Genomic DNA, 20,201 nt, shown 5'->3' on the forward strand with positions numbered 1-20,201 from the left:
CCACAAGTTATTCCGGCACCGGCGCGCCGATGTCGTAATTCGCCATCAGCTCGAGCGCGCGCACCAGCGCCGAATGGTCCCACGCCTTGCCGCCATGGGCGGCGCAGCTGTTGAACAGTTCCTGCGCGGTGGCGGTATTGGGCAGCGACACGCCGACCTGGCGCGCGCACGACAGGGCCAAATTCAGGTCTTTCTGGTGCAGCTCGATGCGAAAGCCGGGCGCGAAGGTGCGCTTGATCATGCGCTCGCCGTGCACCTCGAGGATGCGCGAGGCGGCAAAACCGCCCATCAGCGCCTGCCGTACCTTGGCCGGATCGGCCCCCATCCGCGAGGCGAACAGCAGCGCTTCGCCGACCGCCTCGATATTGAGGGCGACAATGATCTGGTTGGCCACCTTGGTGGTCTGGCCGTCGCCGTTGGCGCCGACCAGCGTGATGTTCTTGCCCATTAACTCGAACACGGGCTTGACGGCGTCGAACGCCGCCTGCGGGCCGCCGACCATGATGGTCAGGCTGGCCGCCTTGGCGCCCACTTCCCCGCCCGAGACGGGGGCGTCGAGGTAGTCGCAGCCGAGCGCGTTGATGCGCGCGGCAAACTGCTTCGTTTCGATGGGCGAGATCGAGCTCATGTCGACGACGATCTTGCCGGCGGCCAGGCCCTGCGCCACCCCGCCCTGATCGAACAGCACCGAGGCGACGTGCGGGGTGTCGGGCACCATGATGATGATGATGTCGGCCTGGCGCGCCACTTCCTCGCCCGAGGCGCAGGCGACCACGCCCAGCGCCGCCAGTTGCGCCGGTAGCGGCTTGTGGTCATGCGCGAACAACTGGTGGCCGCCGTTGACGATGTTGGCGGCCATCGGTGCGCCCATGATGCCAAGGCCAATGAATCCCACTTTACTCATGATGCGCTCTCCTGATGTTGGAACGTGTTGAATGGTTTGAATGCGTGAATGATTTGAGCCAGGGCCGCTCAGGCCACCGGCCTGAATCTGGCGGCCAGCGCTTCGGCGCCGCGCGCAAGGACGCCGACGTCGCTGCCGACGGCGACGAAGGTGCAGCCGATGGCCATGTAGTGGCGGGTGAGCTTTTCATCGCCGACCAGGATGCCGACCGGTTTGCCGCAGGCGCGGATGCGGCGCACCGCGTCTTCGATGGCCGCCACCACCTCCGGGTGGGTGGTCTGGCCGATATGCCCCATCGACGCGGCCAGGTCGCCAGGCCCGATGAAGATGCCGTCGACGCCGTCGACCGCGCCGATCGATTCGATGTTCGACAGCGCCAGCGGGGTCTCCACCTGCAGCAGCACGCACAGCTGCTCCTCGCACAGCGCCGGATAGTCCTTGACCCGGCCGAAGTCGGAGGCGCGTGCCGCTGCCGCGTAGCCACGCACGCCGCGCGGCGGATAGCGCGTCGCCGCGACCGCCGCCTGCGCCTCGGCGGCATCCTGGACAAATGGAATGAGCAGCGTCTGCACCCCAAGGTCGAGGTAGCGCTTGATGGTCACGCTGTCGTTCCAAGGCGGGCGCACGATGGGATGGGTGGCGCCGCGGCTGATCGCCTGCAGTTGCGCGTGCACCATCGGCAGCTCGTTCGGGGAATGCTCGGTGTCGAGCAGCAGCCAGTCGAAGCCCGCGTTGGCCAGTACCTCGACGGTGACGTTGCTGGACAGGCCGGACCACAGCCCCAGCTGCAACGTGCCGGCGCCGATGGCGCGCTTGAAATGATTGATGGGCATGAGTACGGGCATGGGCAAGGTCACGGTCAGGTCTCCTCAGAACGATGGGGGAAATGCAGTGCAAGCGGCAGCGGCAAGCGGCAATGGACACTGGTTGTCAGTCGTCATACCTCTTAATACTATCAACATCGGGCTGTAAAGACAACCGCTGATACGAAGATTTTTGCCAGTTGTGGCAAAAACAGCGCTTGGTCGCAGAGAACGCTTGTGATAGGACATCGTATGACATAAACTCTGCTCAGCTTGTTGCTTTTTTGCAGTCAGCAGCAGCGTTGGAATAAATGACCACCTATGACCTCGGCCGCAGAGCATCTGCCGGCCTTCGTCACAGTGGCGCGGGGTACGCGAGGTGCCCCGACACAGCCGCCCTACAAGAGGCAGGCGAATTCCCACCTATTTATAATCAGCAGGAGACAATGTAATGAAACCGCACCCCCATTTCGCGCAGTCCAGATTGGTCCTCACCTCGATCACCCTCGCGGTGCTCACGATGATGAACCAGGCTGCCGCCCAACAAGCCGACGCGCCGATGCAACGGGTCGAAGTGACCGGTTCGAGCATCAAGCGACTCGCCAGCGAAGCGGCACTGCCCGTATCGACCATCAAGGCCGAGGAATTCGCCCAGCGCGGCATGACCACGCTGGCCGACGTCATGATGGCATTGCCGCAATCGGCCTCGCTGGCGCCGTCGAACGCCGGCTCGGGCACCAACATCAACTTGCGCGGCCTGGGCGTGAACCGCACCCTGGTGCTGCTCAACGGGCGCCGCCTGGCCAATGAGGCCATCGCCGACGGCTACGCCAACCTTGACGTGATTCCCATGAGCGCACTGTCGCGTGTCGAGATCCTGCGCGACGGCGCGTCGTCGATCTACGGTTCCGACGCGATCGGCGGCGTGGTCAACTTCATCACCAAGAGCTCGTACGAAGGCGCCTCGCTGACGGCGCAGTACATCCAGCCGGAGAAAAAAGGCGGCGGCGACGAGCAGCGCGCCACCTTCACCTTCGGCAAGGGCAACCTGGCCACCGACGGCTGGAACCTGTACGCCACCATCGACGGCCACCGCCGCAGCAAGCTGGCCTCTAAGGACCGCGCCGAACTGAGCACCAACGAACTGCTCACCAGCATCGGCCGCGCGCCCACCCTGGGCAGCGGCGGCTATGCGATGCCGGCCAACTTCACCACCAGCGCCAACAAGACCGCGCAGAACCCGTACTACAGCCGCGGCTGCGCCGCGCCGTATTCGATCCAGGGCGCCAAGAGCACTTGCATCCTCGACGCCAATGAATACGGCACCGCCCTGTACGGCAATCAGCAGGTGACGTTCTATGCGCGCGGCACCAAGAAATTCTCCGACGATCACACCATGTCCGTCGATTTCGTGCGCGGCCAGGAATACATCCTTGGCACCAAGAATCCGAGCACCAGCCTGGCCGCGAACGGCGTCAGCGCCACCGTGCCGGCGACCAGCAAATGGTACCCGGGCGCCAGTGGCGGCGTGCCTGCCGTGGCCGGTCTGAAAGGCGAACCGCTGATCGTCACCTGGAGCGTGGCCGACCTCGGCCTGGCCGTCACCAAGGACGTGCAGGTCAACCAGCGCCTGGCCATCAGCGACGACGGCCGCATCGGCAACTGGGACTACAAGGCCGGCCTCGTCTACGGCAGCAGCACGCGCGAAAACTACTATGACTCCGGCTATGTCAGCGGCCCCGGCCTGATCACCGGCCTGGCCAACGGAACGCTCAATCCCTTCGGCCTGCAGGACGCGGCCGGCCTGTCCTACCTGAAATCGATTGGCGTCGACGGCGTCAAGAACCGCAGCTCGAAGAGCACCTTTGCCGGCGTCGACGTGACGGCCAGCCGCGCGCTGATGGAACTGGCCGGCGGCCCGCTGTCGCTGGCGGTCGGTGCCGACTTCCACCGCGACACCACGGAAGACACCAAGCTGGGCATCACCTCGAGCGTCACCTACGCCAACTCCAGCCCGTCGCACGGCGAGGGCGCCCGCAACGTCGCCGCGCTGTTTGCCGAGCTCGATATTCCCATCACCAAGACGCTCGACCTGAACCTGGCCGTGCGCGACGACCATTTCAGCGACTTCGGCAACACCATCAATCCAAAGGCAAGCTTCCGCTACGAGCCGATGAAGACCCTGATGTTCCGCGGCTCGGCCAACACGGGCTTCCGCGCACCGACGCTGTTCGACCGCTATGGTTACCGTCTGCCGGGCGCCACCGGCACCACCAGCGCCAAGTGGGACGATCCGATACTGTGCCCAAGCGCGACGCCAGCCGTTGTCGGCAGCGGCAAGGCCCTGCCCGGTTACGTGGCATCGGCAGTGTGCAACGTGGCCCTGCCCAAGCAGACCGGCAGCAACGCCGAACTGGTGCCGGAAAAGTCGAAGGGCTTCACGCTGGGCGCCGTGTTTGAACCAAGCAAGAACCTCACCGTGTCGGTCGATTACTGGAACATCCGCATGACGGACATGCTGGCCAATCTGCCGGAGCAGGTGTACTTCATGGACCCCGTCAAATATGCGTCCTTCTTCGTGCGCAATGCCGACGGCACCCTGAACTACATCAAGAACACCACGATGAATCTGGGCGGCCAGAAGGCAGCTGGTTTTGACGTCTCCGGCGCCTTTGCGTTCCCCCGCAGCGCGGCGGGTGACTTCAAGATCCAGCTCGACGGCACCTACCTGACCCAGTTCGACAACCAACTGGAAAAAGACAGCGAATACGTGTCGAACGTCGGTCGCTTCGGCCTGGCCAGCAACGGCACCACCAGCAGCCTGCCGATCATCACCTTCCGCTGGAAGCACACGCTCAAACTGCAATGGAACAACGGCGACCTGGGCGCGCAGCTGACCCAGAACTACAACTCGGGCTACCATGACCAAAACCTGGTGGCGGCGCAGTACTTCCGCGACATCGAGCCGTACAAGGTGTGGAACCTGACGGGCACCTACAAGGGCATCAAGCACATCGTGATTGTCGCCGGCGTGACCAACCTGCTCGACGCCAAGCCGCCCGTGACGAACCACAGTGGCTACACGTACGGCTACCTGAGCAGCGCCGCCAGCCCCGTCGGCCGCGCCTTCAACCTGCGCCTGACCTACGACTTCTGATGGCCGTACGGTGATTGACCCGGCATCGCGCCACGCGCGCGATGCCGGCCAGCGGACGGTCCGGCGCGACCCGTCCGCTTTTCTTTTTCTGCTTTTCTTTATCCGCTTTTCTTTTTCCGCTTTCCGCTTTCCGTTTTAAGTTTTTCGCTCCCCCCCTTCTTCGACTGACGCAGCCCCCCCCCCCCTTGCTACGCTGGCTGCGGCCGTACCGTGCCTGTAGCGAAGGCCCGGCGCTTTCACCGTTGCCTGTTGAATTTTCCCAGCGACACGTCCCTGGCAAGCCGTCGCTGGCGACCTGCCCGACCGCGAGCCGGACCCATGGCGCCCTGTCAATTGCCGTAGCAAGCGCTACCAGGCATGGCCAGGATCGACCGGCTTGCGCGTGCCCCGACCCTGGGCCGCACGGCGGCGCCAGCTCAGGCCGCTTCGGCTGATGGGCCCGTGGCCAGCCCAGGGGTGCCTGCGGCAAACGCATCGATACCGGCATACCAGCGCCGCAACGCGGGAGCGGGCGCTTGCATTTCACCCGCAGCAAACCGAGCGCAAAGGCGCGCCTGCACGGCTGTGTTGTCATGGCCACGATGCGGGCGCCAGAGCGCCCCGATGCAGACGAAAAAAAGCCGTTCAGCTTGACGCTGAACGGCTGTGGCGGGACTGCGCCGCAGGCTTACCTGGCGGTAGCAGGTACCGTGAAATCCGGGCCCGGTGCTTCGATCTCCGAGTGCGTCGGCACCAGCGCTTTCATCACGCACCAGGCCAGCAGATAGGCCACCGCGCACCCGGCGAACATGATGGTATAGCCGGTCTGGATCTGGCCCAGCGCGCCGTAATAATCGAATACCCAGCCACCGGTTTTCGAAATGAGCACGCCGCCCAGGCCGCCGGCCATGCCGCCGATGCCCACCACGGAGGCCACCGAATTCTTGGGGAACATATCGGACACGGTGGTGAACAGGTTGCACGACCAGGCCTGGTGGGCGGAGGCGCCGATGCCGATCAGCACCACCGGCACCCACACGCTGATATAGCCAAGCGGCTGGGCCAGCAGCACCACCAGCGGGAACACGGCGATGAGCAACATGGCCTTCATGCGGCCGTCGTACGGCGAGGCGCCCTTGTTGATGAACCAGGTCGGCAACCAGCCACCGCCGATGCTGCCCACCATGGTCATGCTGTACAACACGGCCAGCGGCACCATGATGGCGGTTTTCTCCATCCCATATTGGGCGTGCAGGTACTTCGGCAGCCAGAACAGGAAGAACCACCAGACCCCGTCGGTCATGAATTTGCCGAAGGCGAATGCCCAGGTCTGGCGATAGGCGAGCAGTTCGACCCAGCTCAGGCGGCGTGCCGAAGGGGCGGCCACTTGTTCGGTGGCGGGCGCCACGACGACGTCGCTGTTGATGTAGGCCAGTTCGGCGCTGCTCAGGCGCTTCTGCTGTTCCGGCTTTTCGTAGAGAAACTGCCACATGCCCATCCACAGGAAGCCGATCCCGCCGATGGCGATGAAGGCCATTTGCCAGCCCCATTGCGCCGCGATCCAGGGCACGCTGATGGGCGCCAGCACGGCGCCGATGTTGGCGCCCGAATTGAAAATGCCGGTCGCAAACGAGCGCTCCCGTTTCGGAAAATACTCGGCGGTGGCTTTGATTGCCGCAGGAAAGTTGCCCGCTTCACCGATGGCCAGAATGGCCCGGGCGATCATGAAGCCGGCCACCGATACCGGCACCGCCGCGATGCCCACCGCGCCCAGCACGGCATTCAGGCCAGCACCCATGGGGATCGCGCAGGCATGCACGATGGCGCCGATCGACCACACCGTGATGGCCAGGATGAAGGCGTGCTTGGTGCCGAGCCGGTCGACGATGCGGCCGGCGAACAGCATCGAGATCGCATACACGAACTGGAATACGGCGGTGATGTTGGCGTAGTCGCTGTTGGTCCAGCCAAATTGCCTGGACAAGTCGGGCGCGAGCAGGCTGAGCACCTGCCGGTCCAGATAGTTGACGGTGGTGGCAAAAAACAGCATGGCGCACACCGTCCATCGGTACTTCCCGATCTGTTGCTGATTCATCTCGTGTCTCTCCGTTATGCTTATATTTTTTCGGTGCGGACGACGATAGTGATCGGGTCGTCATCGGTCATCCTACAACGTGTAGGGCGAGTATAGAGACGGTTTTTAGAAATAGCAATCCGTCTGTCTGAATTAATCACACTTGACCACATGGACTAAACGCCGCGTAGCGCTTGCGCATCTTTCGCCCATGTTATACGATGACTGATAACAGCGGTGGGTGCCTTCGCGGGCGTCATCGTTTTCTCCCACAACACAATGGTGATGCTCACATGTTTACGCCCCAAGACCTCAAACAGATCCTCTCCTCCGGCCTGCTGTCCTTCCCCATCACCGACTTCGACGCGCAGGGCGATTTTGTCGCCAGCACCTACGCTGACCGCCTCGAGTGGCTGGCGCCGTATGGCGCTACCGCCCTGTTCGTCGCTGGCGGCACCGGCGAGTTCTTCTCCCTCACGCCCGAGGATTACACTGCGGTGGTCAAGGTGGCCGTCGAAACGTGCCGCGGCAAGGTGCCGATCCTGGCCGGCGCCGGCGGCCCGACCCGCACCGCGATCGCGTATGCCCAGGAAGCCGAGCGCCTGGGCGCCCACGGCATCCTGCTGATGCCCCATTATCTGACGGAAGCGAGCCAGGATGGCCTGGTCGAGCATATCGTCGCCGTCTGCAAATCGGTACAATTCGGCGTCGTCATCTATAACCGCAACGTTTGCAAACTCAACGCCAACTCGCTGCTGCAACTGGCCGACCGCTGCCCGAACCTGATCGGCTTCAAGGACGGCGTGGGCGAGATCGAAACCATGGTCACGATTCGCCGCAAACTGGGCGACCGCTTCACCTACCTGGGCGGCCTGCCAACGGCGGAAGTGTATGCCGCCGCCTACAAGGCGCTGGGCGTGCCCGTGTATTCGTCGGCCGTGTTCAACTTCATCCCCAAGACGGCGATCGAATTCTACGAGGCAATCCGCACCGACGACCATGTCACGACGAACCGCCTGATCGACGATTTCTTCCTGCCCTACCTGGACATCCGCAACAAGAAAGCCGGCTACGCCGTGAGCATCGTCAAGGCCGGCGCCACCCTGGTGGGCCATACCGCCGGCCCGGTGCGCACGCCGCTGATCGACCTGAATGCGCAAGAATGCGAACAGCTGGACGCACTGATCAAGTCGCTCGGCCCCCAATAAGCCAAGCGGCTCCATGTACCACGGCGCGCCAGGGGCGCGCCGTCCTCACATCTGCAACAGGAGAATTATCTTGACCACGACCATCAACGGCCAACTGCTCATCGGCGCCAACGCGCACTACGGCAGCGCCACCCCCTTCAACGCCATCGACCCTGCCACCGGTCTGTCCATCGAGCCGGCCTTCGGCACCGCCGTGATCGACGACGTCGAGCGCGCCTGCACGCTGGCGCAGCAGGCCTTCGACACCTTCCGCGACACCACGCCGCAGGCGCGCGCCGCCTTCCTCGAGCAGGTCGCGCAGAACATCCTCGACCTGGGCCCCGTGCTCATCGAGCGCGCCATGCAGGAATCGGGCTTGCCGCAAGCGCGCCTCGAAGGCGAGCGCGGCCGTACGGTCGGCCAGCTGCGCCTGTTCGCCAAGGTGGTGCGCGACGGCCGCTGGCTCGGTGCCACGCTCGACGCGGCCCTGCCCGAGCGCACCCCGCCCCGGCCCGACCTGCGCCTGCGCAAAATCGCGCTGGGCCCCGTCGTCGTTTTCGGCGCCAGCAATTTCCCGCTGGCGTTCTCGGTGGCCGGCGGCGACACCGCCTCCGCACTGGCGGCCGGCTGCCCGGTGGTGGTGAAGGCGCACGGCGCCCATCCCGGCACCTCCGAACTGGTGGGCCGCGCCGTGCAGGCGGCGGTGGCCAGTTGCGGTTTGCCCGATGGCGTGTTTTCCATGCTGCACGGTGACGGCCGCACCATCGGCCAGGCCCTGGTCAGCCACCCTGCAGTCAAGGCAGTGGGCTTTACCGGCTCGCGCCAGGGCGGCTTGGCACTGGTGCGCGCCGCCGCCGCGCGCGCCGAACCGATCCCCGTGTACGCGGAGATGAGCAGCATCAACCCGATGTTCCTGCTGCCGGACGCGCTGGCCCAGGGCGCCGCGAAAATCGGCAGCGGCTTCGTCGATTCGCTCACGCTCGGCTCCGGGCAGTTCTGCACCAATCCCGGCCTGGTGATCGCCGTCGAAGGGGCGGCGTTGAGCCAGTTCCGCGACGCCGCCGTGACCGCGCTGCAGGGCAAGACCGGTACCACCATGCTCACCCCCGGCATCCACAGCGCCTTCAGCGACGGCGTGGAGAAGCTGGGCCAGCAGCCTGGCGTGACGCTGCTGGCGCGCGGCCAGGCAGGCGCCACCGCCTGCGCCGGCCAGGCCGCCCTGTTCCAGACCGACGCCGACCACTTCCTGGCCAACCCGGTGCTGGAAGACGAGATTTTCGGCGCCGCCTCGCTGATCATCAGCTGCAGCGACATCGGCCAGTTCGCCCAGGTCGCCGAATACCTCGACGGCCAGCTGACGGCGACCATGTTCTTGACGGAAAACGACCGCGACGCGGCGCTGGCCCTGCTGCCCGTGCTTGAGCGCAAAGCCGGCCGCATCCTGATCAATGGTTTTCCGACCGGGGTCGAAGTGGCGCACGCGATGGTCCATGGCGGCCCGTTCCCGGCCACCTCGGACAGCCGCAGCACCTCGGTGGGCGCCGGCGCGATCGACCGCTTCCTGCGCCCCGTCTGCTACCAGGACTTGCCCGCCTACCTGCTGCCGGCGGCGTTGCAGGATGCTAACCCGCTGGGCCTGTGGCGCGTGCGCGACGGCGAACTGGCGCAGGGCTGATGCCAGCCAGGGCCGGCGCGCCTCAGCGGGCGCGCTGGCCCTGCCGGTCCAGCCAGTCGTAGGCCGCGTCCTGGGCCGGCTGCGTGAACTCGTGGCCGCCCGGCAGCATGCGCGCCTCGAAGCGGTCGGCCGCCTTCCAGGCGGCCCACACCTTGCCCATGCGGGCGAACGCCGCCTGCGCGGAGGCGGCCGGAAACAAGCCGTCCTGTTCGCCAGCGAAGAACAGGGCCGGCTTGGGCGCGGCAAGGCTGGCGACATCGGGAAAATCGAGGTAGCGTAGCAGGCCCGGGTGCAGCATATGCCACGCCGAGCCACCCTTGAGCTGGTTGTTACCGGCCACCATCAGGCCGTCCGTCGTCGCCATCCAGTTCACCACCACGAACGCCGAGATGGCGTCCGACAGCGCCGCCACTTGCCAGGCGCGAAAGCCCCCCATCGAAAAGCCGACCGCGGCGACCTTGCCACGCGCCACCTCCGGCTGCGCGGCGAGGAAGTCGGCCGCGCGCGTGTCTTCCAGCGCCATGATGCCCGCCAGCGAGCTGCCCAGGTTAAAACTGTTCGCCGCCAGCGCTTGCTGGGACTCGGCCGTCAGTGGTCCGCGGTCGCCCCAGCCGAGCGCGTCGACGGCCAGCACGACGTAACCGCGTTGCGCCAGGGCGTCGCCGGGAAAACGGCCGGAAAAATATTTTTTCGACCAGGCCCGGGCTGAGGCCAGGCGGGCCTCGTCGCCCCACGGCTCGATGAGTTTTTCCTTGCCGATGTCAAAGCGTGCGCCGTGATCGTGCAACATCAAGGCGGCCGGAAATGGCCCCTTCCCTTTTGGCACCAGCAGCAGGCCAAGCACCCGGCTGTCGGCCGTGAGGTTGAAGGCGACCTTGCGCGCGACATAGCTGCCACGGTCGATTTCGGCGAGCACCCGGGGCGCAAACGGCGCCGTGTCGGCGCCCTGCAAGCTCAGCTCCCACACTTTTGCCCGCCCCGCCGCGCGCCACGCCGGCAGATCTCTCACCTGCGCCGTCCATGCCATGGGAAACCCCAGCTTGCCCTTGAGCGCAGGCGCGAACACGGGCATGTTGTCCAGCACGCCCGTAGCTGGAGGATCGGCCTGGGCGAAGGCGGCACCGGCGGCGCCCAGCAGGGCGCAAACAAGCAAAGGGCGAAGATGCATTAGTGGCTCGGGTCCAGGTTGTGCTGAGCCCGTGTTTTACCATGAGAATCCAGCGGCCGGTGACATTGATTGCGCGGCCGGCCAGGCGATGCATTTCGCAGGGCCGGCGTCAGGGACTGCCCCGCCCGTCAAGTGCGCGCCCCCGCAGCGCGTGGAACGCTCAGCTGTGATTCGCAATGAGTGCGGCCTCTTTCGCCCGTGCCCGTTGGACGGCGGGCCGCGCGTCGATGCGTTCGATGTAGGCGCGGATGCGCGGGGTGTCCGGCACCATCTTGAAGGCCACCGTCCAGGCCAGCGCCACGCCCCATAAAATGTCGGCGGCGCTAATGGTCTCACCGAGCAGGTAGGGGCCCTTCTCGAGCTGCTCGGTGAGCACCTTGATGGTGCTGTCGTAGTCGCCGTACGGCACCATGACGGGCGAGGCGGGCGGATGCTGCAGGGCCTTGTCGAGCAGGGCCGGCTCGAAGCTGCTGCCATAAAATGCCAGCCAGCGCAGATAAGGGCCGCGCAGGGCGGTGCCGGGCGCGGGCGACAGGCCCGCTTCCGGATACAGTTCAGCCAGGTATTGATAGACAGCCGGCTGCTCGGTGATCACCACGCCTTCGTGCACGACGGTGGGCACCTTGCCCAGCGGATTGATGGCGAGAAAATCGGGACGGCGCTGCTCGCCTGTTTTCAGATTCAGCACCCGCAAATCGTAATCGGCACCGAGTTCCTCGAGCAGGGCCAGCGCGCCCAAGGCACGCGACTGGGGGGCGTAGTACAGGGTGACATGGCGATTCATGGGCGACTCCGGGTGGATGGTGAACCGTATACTACAAGTTCGCGCGCGCGCTGTCTCGGGAAAAATCCGCCGCCACCGGAGCGCCACCGACGCGCCGCCGACGCGCCATCAAGGCGCGGCGGCGATGGCGCCCTCCGTCAGTTGCACGCCTTGCCGACCGCCGCCGGCCGCCTCGTTGTCATAGTCGACAATCACCGCTTTGCTCACCGGATCGCTGTGCCAGATGCGCAGGCCCAATCGATCGGCGGCCCCGCCACTGCCAGCGCTCACCGTCAAGCGAACCTGATAGCCGCGCTTGCCGTTCAACAGCCCTTCGCCCGTCAGGCGCCGCATGCCTTGCGCTGCCGGCAGCACGCGCATGCCGGTACCGCGAAAGGCCAGCCCGGCGGTGGCGAACTGCAGCGTACCAGCGGCGCCTTGCGCGGCCGGGCCGATAAAGCTGAAGCTGGCCGGCCCCGCGTGATGGGGCAGCAAGCGGTTGGCGCCCGCCGGCGACATCAGCCTGCCGCTGCCGGCAGCGACATTGCCGCTGGCATCCTGTACCACAATGCTGCGCCGCATGGTGGTGACCTTGCCGGCACTATCGCTGACCCTGGCGACGATGGTGTAGTCGCCCGCGGCGCGATACACGTGCAGGCCCGACGCGCTGCCGACGCCGCCACGTTCGCCGACCAGGCCCTGTTCCAGGGTGGCGTCGCCCCAGTCTCAGCTGACGTGATGAAGGTCGCTCGGGTTGGCGTCGGTGAAGGCGAGCTTGCTGGCAATGGCGCTGCCGACGCGGCCCAAGGCGGGGGCCGCGATCGGTCCGACCACGGGCGCATCGATGATGGCCTCGCCAAGCGGACGCAGCACGACGGTGCCGGCGTTCGATTCGGCGACGATGACGCCATTGTCGGCAATACCAGTGGCCACTTCGATCACCATGCCGGCCGGGGCGTTGACGAGGCGCTTGTTGAGATCGGCGATGGCCTGCCCGGGCGCCCAGATGACCGCGCGTGGATTGCCATCCTGGTCGACGGCGTCGCCGACGATCTGATCCTGGATGTTGACGTGCAAGGCAGCACTATTGCCCCCTGCCAGGCTGCCAAGGTCGACCATGCCGCGCTGGACGGTCCACGAAAACCCGTGCTGGGACTGGTCGCTCCAGTCGACCACGCCGACGATGTGCGATTTCTTGCTGACGGCCAGCGGGTACGATTCCACGCCGCTGAGCGCGCCGAGATCGCGCATGCCGCCCGCCGCCGTCCACCGGTAGGCGCGCTGGTAGTAATCGGGCGGCAGCGTGGCGATGGAATAGCCGATCGCTTCACCGAGCGGCCCCACGGCGACAGGGAACGATTCGGTGCCACCACCGAGGGTGCCGATATCGACCATGCCGCCGGCGCGCGTCCAGACGAAGGAATGTCCGTGGCCGTCGGCCGTGCCGGAATGGCCCGTGACGACGCCATTGTCGTTGATGGCCACCGCCACCGAGGCGTCGGACAAGGTGCCAAGGTCTTCCATGCCAGCGGCCGCAGTCCAGCGAAACGCATGCCACCAGAGGCCTTGCGGCAGGCTCGTCATGCCCACCACGTCGCCCTTGTTGTTAGAACCTATCCCGGTAGGTAGGGGGAAGCGGATTGCGATGCATGGCAGCCGAGGGCAAGGCGCGAGGATGACGCATGGCGATCCATGCGAAGACGAGCAACGCCGCCATCGGTTGCCAGGCGCGCAAGCAGCGACTCCGACCTACCGGGATAGGTTCTTAATGCCCAGGCCGAGCGATGAAACGCCGTCGAGTGCTCCCAGGCTCTGCATGCCGGTGGCAGGCGACCAGCGGTAGGCAAACACGCGCTGGTCGGCAGTGGCCGCGTAGCCCGTTACCTGGCCCTTGTCGTTGATGGCGCTCACGCGCGTCTCGGGGCCGCCCAGCCCCCCCATCGGGCGGGTGCGGCTGCCGTCGAAGAACCAGGCGCTTTCCACCTGCGGGTAGCCGTCGAATACGGAGAAGGCCACGTCGCCGCCGGCATTGATGAGCGGTACCCCGCCGCTGGCGGGAGGATAGATGTTGACGACGCGGTAGCGCGCCGGCGCCGCACTGGCAGCGGCCGTCGACGCCGCCTGTGCGGCGGCATGCGGGACCCAACATGACAGGCCGGCGCCAGCGAGCACTGCGGCGAGGCGCCTGAGACGCCTGAGATGCCCGACATAGGCGGAGCAGGTAACAATGGCAGGCATCGCGATGACTCCCTTATTTTTCGACGCAATGGCGAATGAACGGATCGACGGCGCACATCAATCGACGGGCCTGCTGCACCCCTGCCCGTCGATCGGTGCGCCGCACGAACGGGCGCTGCTCCTTTATGGCGCCACCGCGATAGCGCCCTCCGTCACGGCGGTCGCGTGCGCCGCGGCGGAGGTCCGGGCGTTGTCGAAGTCGACGACGTCGGCCCCGCTGACGGGATCGCTGTGCCAGATCCGCAGACTGAACGTGCCCTGCCCGCCGGCCGGGGCGGCGGCCACCACCAGGGTGTAGCGGTAACCGTGCTTGCCGTTGAGCCTGCCAACGCCGCTCAGTTCGCTCAGTTGCTGGCCGCCCCGGGCGGCGCCCGTCGCACCAGTTGCACCAGTTGCACTGGTCGCGCTCATGCTGTCGCTGCGAAACAGCAGTCGCGTGGTGGTGAAACTGAGCTGGCCGGAGCCTGCCTGCGCAGCGGGCGCGACGAAGCTGAACGTGGCCACCCCGGCCTGGTCCGGCGCGTGGCGGTCGGCGCCCAGCGGCGCGAGCACGCGGCCGCTACCGGCGGCGCGCTGGCTGGCGCCTTCGACGACGACGTCGCGCCGCACCGTGGTGGTGTTGCCGGCGCTGTCGATGACCCGGGCGGTGATGCCGTAGACCCCAGGCTCGCGGTAGCGGTGGGTGGCGCTGGCGCTGCCGGCGACGCCCCGCTCGGTCACCAGCGCCGTTTCCAGGGTGGCGTCGCCCCAGTCGAGGGTGACGCGGTGGCTGTCACGGGTGTCGATATCGTTGAACGCCACGCGCAGGGTGGCGGCGGCGCCGGCACGCACCAGCGCGGGCGCCTGGATGGGGCCGACCACGGGCGCCCCCAGGGTGGCCTGGCCGAGGGGGCGCAGCAGCACCAGACCGGCGTTCGAACTGGCGACGATGGTGCCATTGTCGGCAACCGCTTCGGCCGATTCGAGCACCAACCCGGCGGGCGCATTGACCAGGCGGGCGTTCAGATCGGCCAGTCCTTGCGCGCGCGTCCAGGTGAACGCCCGCATGGCCTGGCGGGAATCGTGCGCCCAGCCGACCACCTGGCCCTGGTTGTTGACCGACGCGGCCCGTGAGCCGGAGCCGCCGAGGGTGCCCAGGTCGAGCATGCCGGTCGACGCCGTCCAGGAGATCGCCCGCTGGTAGCCGGAGTCGAGGTTGATGACGCCGGCGATCTGCGCTTGCCGGCTCATGGCCAGCACAAACGATTCGGTGCCATTGAGGGTGCCCAGGTCGCGCATGCCAGCGGCACGGGTCCAGAAATAGGCGTGATAGCGGCCCGCCGGCGTGTCGGAATAGCCGGCCACCTCGCCACGCGCGCCGACCGCCTGCGGATAGGAAAACAAGCCACCGAGCGTGCCGATATCCTCGATGCCGCCGCTCCTGGTCCAGACGAAGGAATGGGCGAAGCCATCGGCGGCGTTGGAAAAGCCCGCCACCAGCCCGCTGTCGTTGAGCGCCAGCGCGGCCGACAGGTCGGTCGACAAGGTGCCCAGATCTTCCAGGCCGCTGGTGGCGTTCCAGCGGAACGCGCGCACCGGGCGCAGCGCGCCGCCGGCATTGCCCACCACCTCGCCCAGATGGTTGATGGCCGAGCCTTCCGCATTGCCACCGTCGAAGGTGCCCAGGTCGAGCATGCCGCTGGCGGCGGACCAGCGGAACGCGCCGTAGCGGGGCACCGCGCCGTCGTCGCGGGTGGAGAAACCGGTCACCTGGCCGCGGTCGTTGATGCCGCTGGCGTAGGCGCTCGATCCGCCCAGGGTGCCCAGCCCAAGCACCCGCTTGCCATCGAAAAACCAGGCCAGCGGCAGCCCCGCGTCGTACAGTGAGAACGCCACCTGGCCGCTGGCGTTGATCACGGGCAGCCGCGTCAGGCTGCCCGGCCCCAGGTTGACGACCCGGTAGCGCACGGCGGCGGCGGCGGCAGTGGTGGCAGCGGCGGCCACGCCGCCCTGCGCGCGCACCGGCGCGACCTGCACGGCCAGCGTGGCGCCGGCCACGATGGTGGCCAGAGCGGCAAGGCTGCGCCGCGGCGTCAGAAAACGATTTATTTTATTTACGCGATTTACTTGATTATGGCTGGTATACATCGAAAGGACTCCCTCATGGTGAACGGGTGATTTGGCCGTGAATGCAATAAAAACCGGGACAGACGGGTGAGGTGCGATGGCTCCATGATGGCCCCACCGGCAGCGTGCACGAACGCTGGACTCATGCGGACGTTTGCGAAGAATCAGATCAGAGTGGGGTTGCGCCGCAAAGGTTCCGGGTCAGAAAAAATATACTTTTCCAACCCGACATTGGTCCCGAAAAATACGCGACGCGGGGTATTGCAAGCGCCCCGCGCGTGACGTCTAATAAGGCGGTCCGGGCAGGGCCCGTCAATGTGAAGGCTGAGCATGCATTCTTGCGAACCACCATGCGCGCTGCGCGAGGCCGGCGCCGCCGACGCCGCCGCCATCGCGGCGATCTACAACCCCTTCGTGCTGGACTCGACCATCAGTTTCGAGGACAGCGCCGTCAGCGCCGACGCCATGGCGCAGCGGATCGCCGAGGTGCACGGGGCCGGCCTGCCGTGGCTGGTGGCGCACGCGGACGGCGTGGTGCTCGGCTACGCCTACGCCACCCGCTGGCGCCAGCGCCACGCGTATCGTCACTCGGTGGAGACCTCGGTGTACCTGGCGCCGGCGGCGGCCGGCCGGGGCGTGGGCTCGGCCTTGTACCGCGCCCTGCTGGCGCGCCTGCAGCAGGCCGGCTGCCACCTGGCCATCGGCGGCATCGCCCTGCCCAACGCTGCCAGCATTGCCCTGCATGAAAAATTCGGCTTCGAAAAAGTCGCCCATTTTCAGGAAGTGGGCTTCAAGTTCGGCGCCTGGCGCGACGTCACCTACTGGCAACTGAGGCTGTAGGGGCTGCGGGCGGGAAAATTGTCGGCGGGGCTGCAATGGCATCGAATACTGTATAAAATACAATGATGCGCTGCAATATGCGGCCCCTGTGACCTGGAAGGAATCCATGAATTTTCCGCTGATCATCAACCTCGCGGTGGCCCTGGCCGTCTGCTTCGCGCTGTACCGCATGCAAGCGGCCCAGCTGTCATTCAGCACCCGCGTATTTACGGGCATGGGAGTGGGAGTGCTGCTCGGCGGCGCCATCCAGGCCCTCTACGGCGCCACCTCGCCCGAGGTGGCGGCCACCGGCCCCTACCTCAATATCGTCGGCAGCGGCTACGTCAAGCTGCTGCAGATGATCATCATGCCGCTGATCATGGTGTCGATCATTTCCGCCATCATCAAGCTCAAGGACGCCACCGCGCTGGGCAAGATCAGCGTGATGACCATCGGCACGCTGATGGCCACCACCATGGTGGCGGCCTTGATCGGCGTGTTGATGGCCAAGCTGTTCAGCCTGACGGCGGTGGGACTGACCTCGAGCGCGGCCGAACTGGCGCGCGGCACTTATTTGCAGGGCAAGCTGCCCGACGCCAACGCCATCTCGCTGCCGTCGATGATCCTCAGCTTCATCCCCGCCAATCCCTTCCTCGACATGACGGGCGCCCGCAAGACCTCGACCATCGCGGTGGTGCTGTTCTCGATTTTCGTCGGCGTCTCGGCCACCGGCGTCGCCGTCAAGAAGCCGGAAATCTTCGACGCCTTCGCCAACTTCGTCAAGGTCGCGCACGCCATCGTCATGCGCATGGTCACGCTGGTGCTGCGCCTGACGCCGTACGGCGTGTTCGCCCTGATGACGCAGGTGGTGTCGGAATCGAGCATTGCCGACATCCTCAAGCTGATCAGCTTTGTGGCCGCCTCCTACAGCGCCCTGCTGCTGATGTTCTGCGTGCACCTGGTGCTGATCGCCGCGGTCGGCCTCAATCCGCGCCGCTACGTGCAAAAAATCTTTCCCGTGCTGGCGTTCGCGTTCACCTCGCGCAGCAGCGCCGGCGCCATCCCGATGAGCGTGCACACGCAGACGGGGCGCCTGGGCACCCCCGAAGGAATCGCCAATTTCGCCGCCTCGTTCGGCGCCACCATCGGCCAGAACGGCTGCGCCGGCATCTATCCGGCCATGCTGGCGGTGATGATCGCGCCCACCGTCGGCATCGATCCGTTTACGCTGCCCTTCATCGCCCAACTGGTGGGCGTGATCACCATCGGCTCGGTCGGCGTGGCCGGCGTCGGTGGCGGCGCCACCTTCGCCGCGCTGATCGTGCTGTCGGCAATGAACCTGCCGGTGGCGCTGGCCGGCCTGCTCATTTCGATCGAACCGCTGATCGACATGGGCCGCACGGCCCTCAACGTGAGCGGCTCGATCACCGCCGGCACCATCACCAGCCGGCTGATGGGGCAGACCGACATGGCCGTGTTTAACAACCCCGCTGAAGTCGAGCTCGACAGCGAACAACTGGTGTCGTGATTGACGTGCACTAACGTGCGCTGACGACCCGCCCCGTCCGTCTATGATGCCGTATTGATCATGAAACCGGTGGGGCGTCGATGCAGCAAAAGTGGCCGCAACAAATCTGGCTGGTGCGCCATGGTCAAAGCGCCGGCAACGTGGCGCGCGAAGAGGCCGAGGCGGCCCATGACACCGTGATCGACATCGCCCAGCGCGACGTCGATGTGCCCCTGTCGGCGCTGGGGGAGCGGCAGGCGCAGGCGCTGGCCGGCTGGTTCGCCGCCCTGCCCGTCCACGAGCAGCCGACCGTGGTGCTGCACTCGCCGTATGTACGCGCGGCCGCCACGGCGCAGCTCATCAAGGCCGGCATCGACCCCGACAGCCTGATCGCGGCCGCCGTCGACGAGCGCCTGCGTGAGAAAGAATTCGGCATCCTCGACGGCCTGACCCTGCACGGCATCGCCCAGCGCTACCCGGAGCTGTACCGGCAGCGCCAGCACGTGGGGAAATTCTATTTCCGTCCGCCGGGCGGCGAAAGCTGGTGCGACGTCATCCTGCGCCTGCGCAGCGTGCTCGACACCATCACCCGCGAGTATGCCCAGGAACGCGTGCTCATCGTCGGCCACCAGGTCACCGTCAACTGCCTGCGCTACCTGTTCGAGCGGCTCGACGAGGCGACCATCCTCGACTATGACCGCCGCGGCGACGTGCCCAATTGCTCGGTCACCTCGTACCGTTTCGATCCGGCCGCCGGCAAGCACGGCAAGCTGGTGCTCGACCAGCTCAATTTTGTCGCCCCGCTGGAAGCGGCCGGCACCCCGATCACCGTCTCCCAGGATGTGCCCATTGCGCCGAAAGCGTAGGCCGCCCCGGCCCATCTGCCCGGCCGGGCGGCTCGCCAGTGCCGTCCGCACCAGCCTCCGGGGGGCCGGCACCCCGCTTCAGCCGTCCTGATCACGCGCCCGTTTGATCATTATCAAGCCACAAATTTAAGTTCGCAGAAAGCGACCGGATGCGGTGTTTTGGCCGAACCAGGCCAGATCTTGCCAGTCTAATTAGTACAGTCGAATTCGTGCACTGAACGGGGCCGCGTTTCTCGCTGCGTTGCTCCCCTGCCTGGCAAAGCGCTGGGTCAGGCTCATCGCGGGACTGACATGACGCCGCTGCCACACGGCTTTGACGTGCATTCGCACGCCGACGCATTGTTTGCATGCCCGCGCATGCGGCAGCGGTACAAGATCGACGTGAACGAGGAGTGAATCATGAAAACCATCAGCCGTGCAAGTAAAGTCATCCTGAGCGCCGCCGTGCTCGCCGCCATGCTGGGTGGCTGTCGGCGTACCGACAGCACCACCCCGGTCGAACCGGGCGCCGGCACCGCCACCACCCCCTCCCCCACCACCCCTGCGCCGGGCAGCGACACCACCGGCGCCAGCGGCACGGGCGGCACCAGCGGTACGGGCGGCACCAGCGGTACGGGCGGCACCGGTACTGGCACCGGTACTGGCAACGACCCCGGCACGACCACGCCGGGCACGAGCACACCGCCCGTCACCACGCCGCCGGCCACCACGCCGGGCGGCAGCGGCACCAGTGGCAGCAGCGGCAGCAGCGGCACCAGTGGCAGCAGCGGCAGCAGCGGCACCAGCGGCACCACCACGGGCAACAGTAGCAGCGGCAGCGGCCGCTAAGCTATCGGACCGCGAGCTTGCTTGCTTGCTTGCTTGCTTGGTTGCTTGGTTGCTTGGTTGCTTGGTTGCTTGGTTGCTTGGTTGCCAGGTTGCCAAGCTAATTTGGCAGAGACTCTGGTCCTTCGCG

Annotated in this window: 16 protein-coding genes; 7 read left to right on the forward strand and 9 right to left on the reverse strand. The window is 66.3% G+C overall.

Annotated elements, in window-relative coordinates; all coding sequences use genetic code 11:
- Positions 1-7: 7 nt before the first annotated feature.
- Both ACP7EY_RS11180 and ACP7EY_RS11185 read right to left on the reverse strand, forming a co-directional pair.
- Positions 8-904: a 2-hydroxy-3-oxopropionate reductase gene (locus tag ACP7EY_RS11180; RefSeq protein ID WP_426193457.1), complete on the reverse strand. Its 897-nt coding sequence runs from the start codon at positions 902-904 to the stop codon at positions 8-10.
- Between the two features lie 68 nt (positions 905-972).
- Positions 973-1,737, reverse strand: coding sequence for an aldolase/citrate lyase family protein (locus tag ACP7EY_RS11185; RefSeq protein ID WP_426193814.1), 765 nt, complete (start codon positions 1,735-1,737; stop codon positions 973-975).
- 421 nt (positions 1,738-2,158) lie between these two features.
- Here ACP7EY_RS11185 and ACP7EY_RS11190 point away from each other — a divergent pair, with 421 nt between their 5' ends.
- Positions 2,159-4,864, forward strand: a complete 2,706-nt coding sequence (locus ACP7EY_RS11190; protein ID WP_426193459.1) for a TonB-dependent receptor — start codon at positions 2,159-2,161, stop codon at positions 4,862-4,864.
- A 667-nt stretch (positions 4,865-5,531) separates the two neighbouring features.
- Here ACP7EY_RS11190 and ACP7EY_RS11195 read toward each other — a convergent pair.
- Positions 5,532-6,938, reverse strand: coding sequence for an MFS transporter (locus ACP7EY_RS11195; RefSeq protein ID WP_426193461.1), 1,407 nt, complete (start codon positions 6,936-6,938; stop codon positions 5,532-5,534).
- Between the two features lie 272 nt (positions 6,939-7,210).
- Here ACP7EY_RS11195 and kdgD point away from each other — a divergent pair, with 272 nt between their 5' ends.
- Together kdgD and ACP7EY_RS11205 are read left to right on the forward strand one after the other, a co-directional pair.
- The gene (gene kdgD / locus ACP7EY_RS11200) at positions 7,211-8,125 is read left to right on the forward strand and encodes a 5-dehydro-4-deoxyglucarate dehydratase (protein ID WP_426193463.1); all 915 of its coding nucleotides are present in this window, start codon (positions 7,211-7,213) and stop codon (positions 8,123-8,125) included.
- A gap of 70 nt (positions 8,126-8,195) precedes the next feature.
- Positions 8,196-9,779: an aldehyde dehydrogenase (NADP(+)) gene (locus ACP7EY_RS11205; RefSeq protein WP_426193465.1), complete on the forward strand. Its 1,584-nt coding sequence runs from the start codon at positions 8,196-8,198 to the stop codon at positions 9,777-9,779.
- A 22-nt stretch (positions 9,780-9,801) separates the two neighbouring features.
- Here the strand turns inward: ACP7EY_RS11205 and ACP7EY_RS11210 are convergent, their stop codons facing one another.
- The 6 genes from ACP7EY_RS11210 to ACP7EY_RS11235 all read right to left on the reverse strand — a co-directional run bounded on the left by ACP7EY_RS11210 (position 9,802) and on the right by ACP7EY_RS11235 (position 15,985).
- Entirely contained in the window at positions 9,802-10,947 is a 1,146-nt protein-coding gene (locus ACP7EY_RS11210; RefSeq protein WP_426193467.1) for a dienelactone hydrolase family protein, read from the reverse strand.
- Positions 10,948-11,107: 160 nt separating this feature from the next.
- On the reverse strand, positions 11,108-11,731 hold the full coding sequence (locus ACP7EY_RS11215; RefSeq protein WP_426193469.1) for a glutathione S-transferase family protein: 624 nt from the start codon (positions 11,729-11,731) through the stop codon (positions 11,108-11,110).
- A gap of 108 nt (positions 11,732-11,839) precedes the next feature.
- Positions 11,840-12,361, reverse strand: a complete 522-nt coding sequence (locus ACP7EY_RS11220) for a hypothetical protein (RefSeq protein WP_426193471.1) — start codon at positions 12,359-12,361, stop codon at positions 11,840-11,842.
- A 75-nt stretch (positions 12,362-12,436) separates the two neighbouring features.
- Positions 12,437-13,387 (reverse strand): hypothetical protein, encoded by a 951-nt coding sequence (locus tag ACP7EY_RS11225; protein ID WP_426193816.1) that lies wholly within the window; start codon positions 13,385-13,387, stop codon positions 12,437-12,439.
- A gap of 72 nt (positions 13,388-13,459) precedes the next feature.
- A complete protein-coding gene (locus ACP7EY_RS11230) occupies positions 13,460-13,882 on the reverse strand; it encodes a hypothetical protein (protein WP_426193473.1) in 423 nt (140 codons plus the stop codon).
- 189 nt (positions 13,883-14,071) lie between these two features.
- The gene (locus ACP7EY_RS11235; RefSeq protein WP_426193475.1) at positions 14,072-15,985 is read right to left on the reverse strand and encodes a PKD domain-containing protein; all 1,914 of its coding nucleotides are present in this window, start codon (positions 15,983-15,985) and stop codon (positions 14,072-14,074) included.
- 399 nt (positions 15,986-16,384) lie between these two features.
- Between ACP7EY_RS11235 and ACP7EY_RS11240 the strand changes: the two genes are divergently transcribed.
- The 4 genes from ACP7EY_RS11240 (at position 16,385) to ACP7EY_RS11255 (ending at position 20,074) form a co-directional block, all read left to right on the forward strand.
- Positions 16,385-16,894: an arsinothricin resistance N-acetyltransferase ArsN1 family B gene (locus ACP7EY_RS11240; protein ID WP_426193477.1), complete on the forward strand. Its 510-nt coding sequence runs from the start codon at positions 16,385-16,387 to the stop codon at positions 16,892-16,894.
- A 106-nt stretch (positions 16,895-17,000) separates the two neighbouring features.
- Positions 17,001-18,401, forward strand: coding sequence for an L-cystine transporter (locus tag ACP7EY_RS11245; protein ID WP_426193479.1), 1,401 nt, complete (start codon positions 17,001-17,003; stop codon positions 18,399-18,401).
- A gap of 80 nt (positions 18,402-18,481) precedes the next feature.
- Complete coding sequence (locus ACP7EY_RS11250) at positions 18,482-19,246, forward strand: histidine phosphatase family protein (protein WP_426193481.1); 765 nt, start codon at positions 18,482-18,484, stop codon at positions 19,244-19,246.
- Between the two features lie 399 nt (positions 19,247-19,645).
- A complete protein-coding gene (locus tag ACP7EY_RS11255) occupies positions 19,646-20,074 on the forward strand; it encodes a hypothetical protein (RefSeq protein WP_426193483.1) in 429 nt (142 codons plus the stop codon).
- The last annotated feature ends 127 nt before the right edge of the window (positions 20,075-20,201 follow it).

It is taken from the genome of Massilia sp. DWR3-1-1, assembly GCF_049898325.1.
Taxonomy (GTDB): Bacteria; Pseudomonadota; Gammaproteobacteria; order Burkholderiales; family Burkholderiaceae_D; genus JAFCUW01.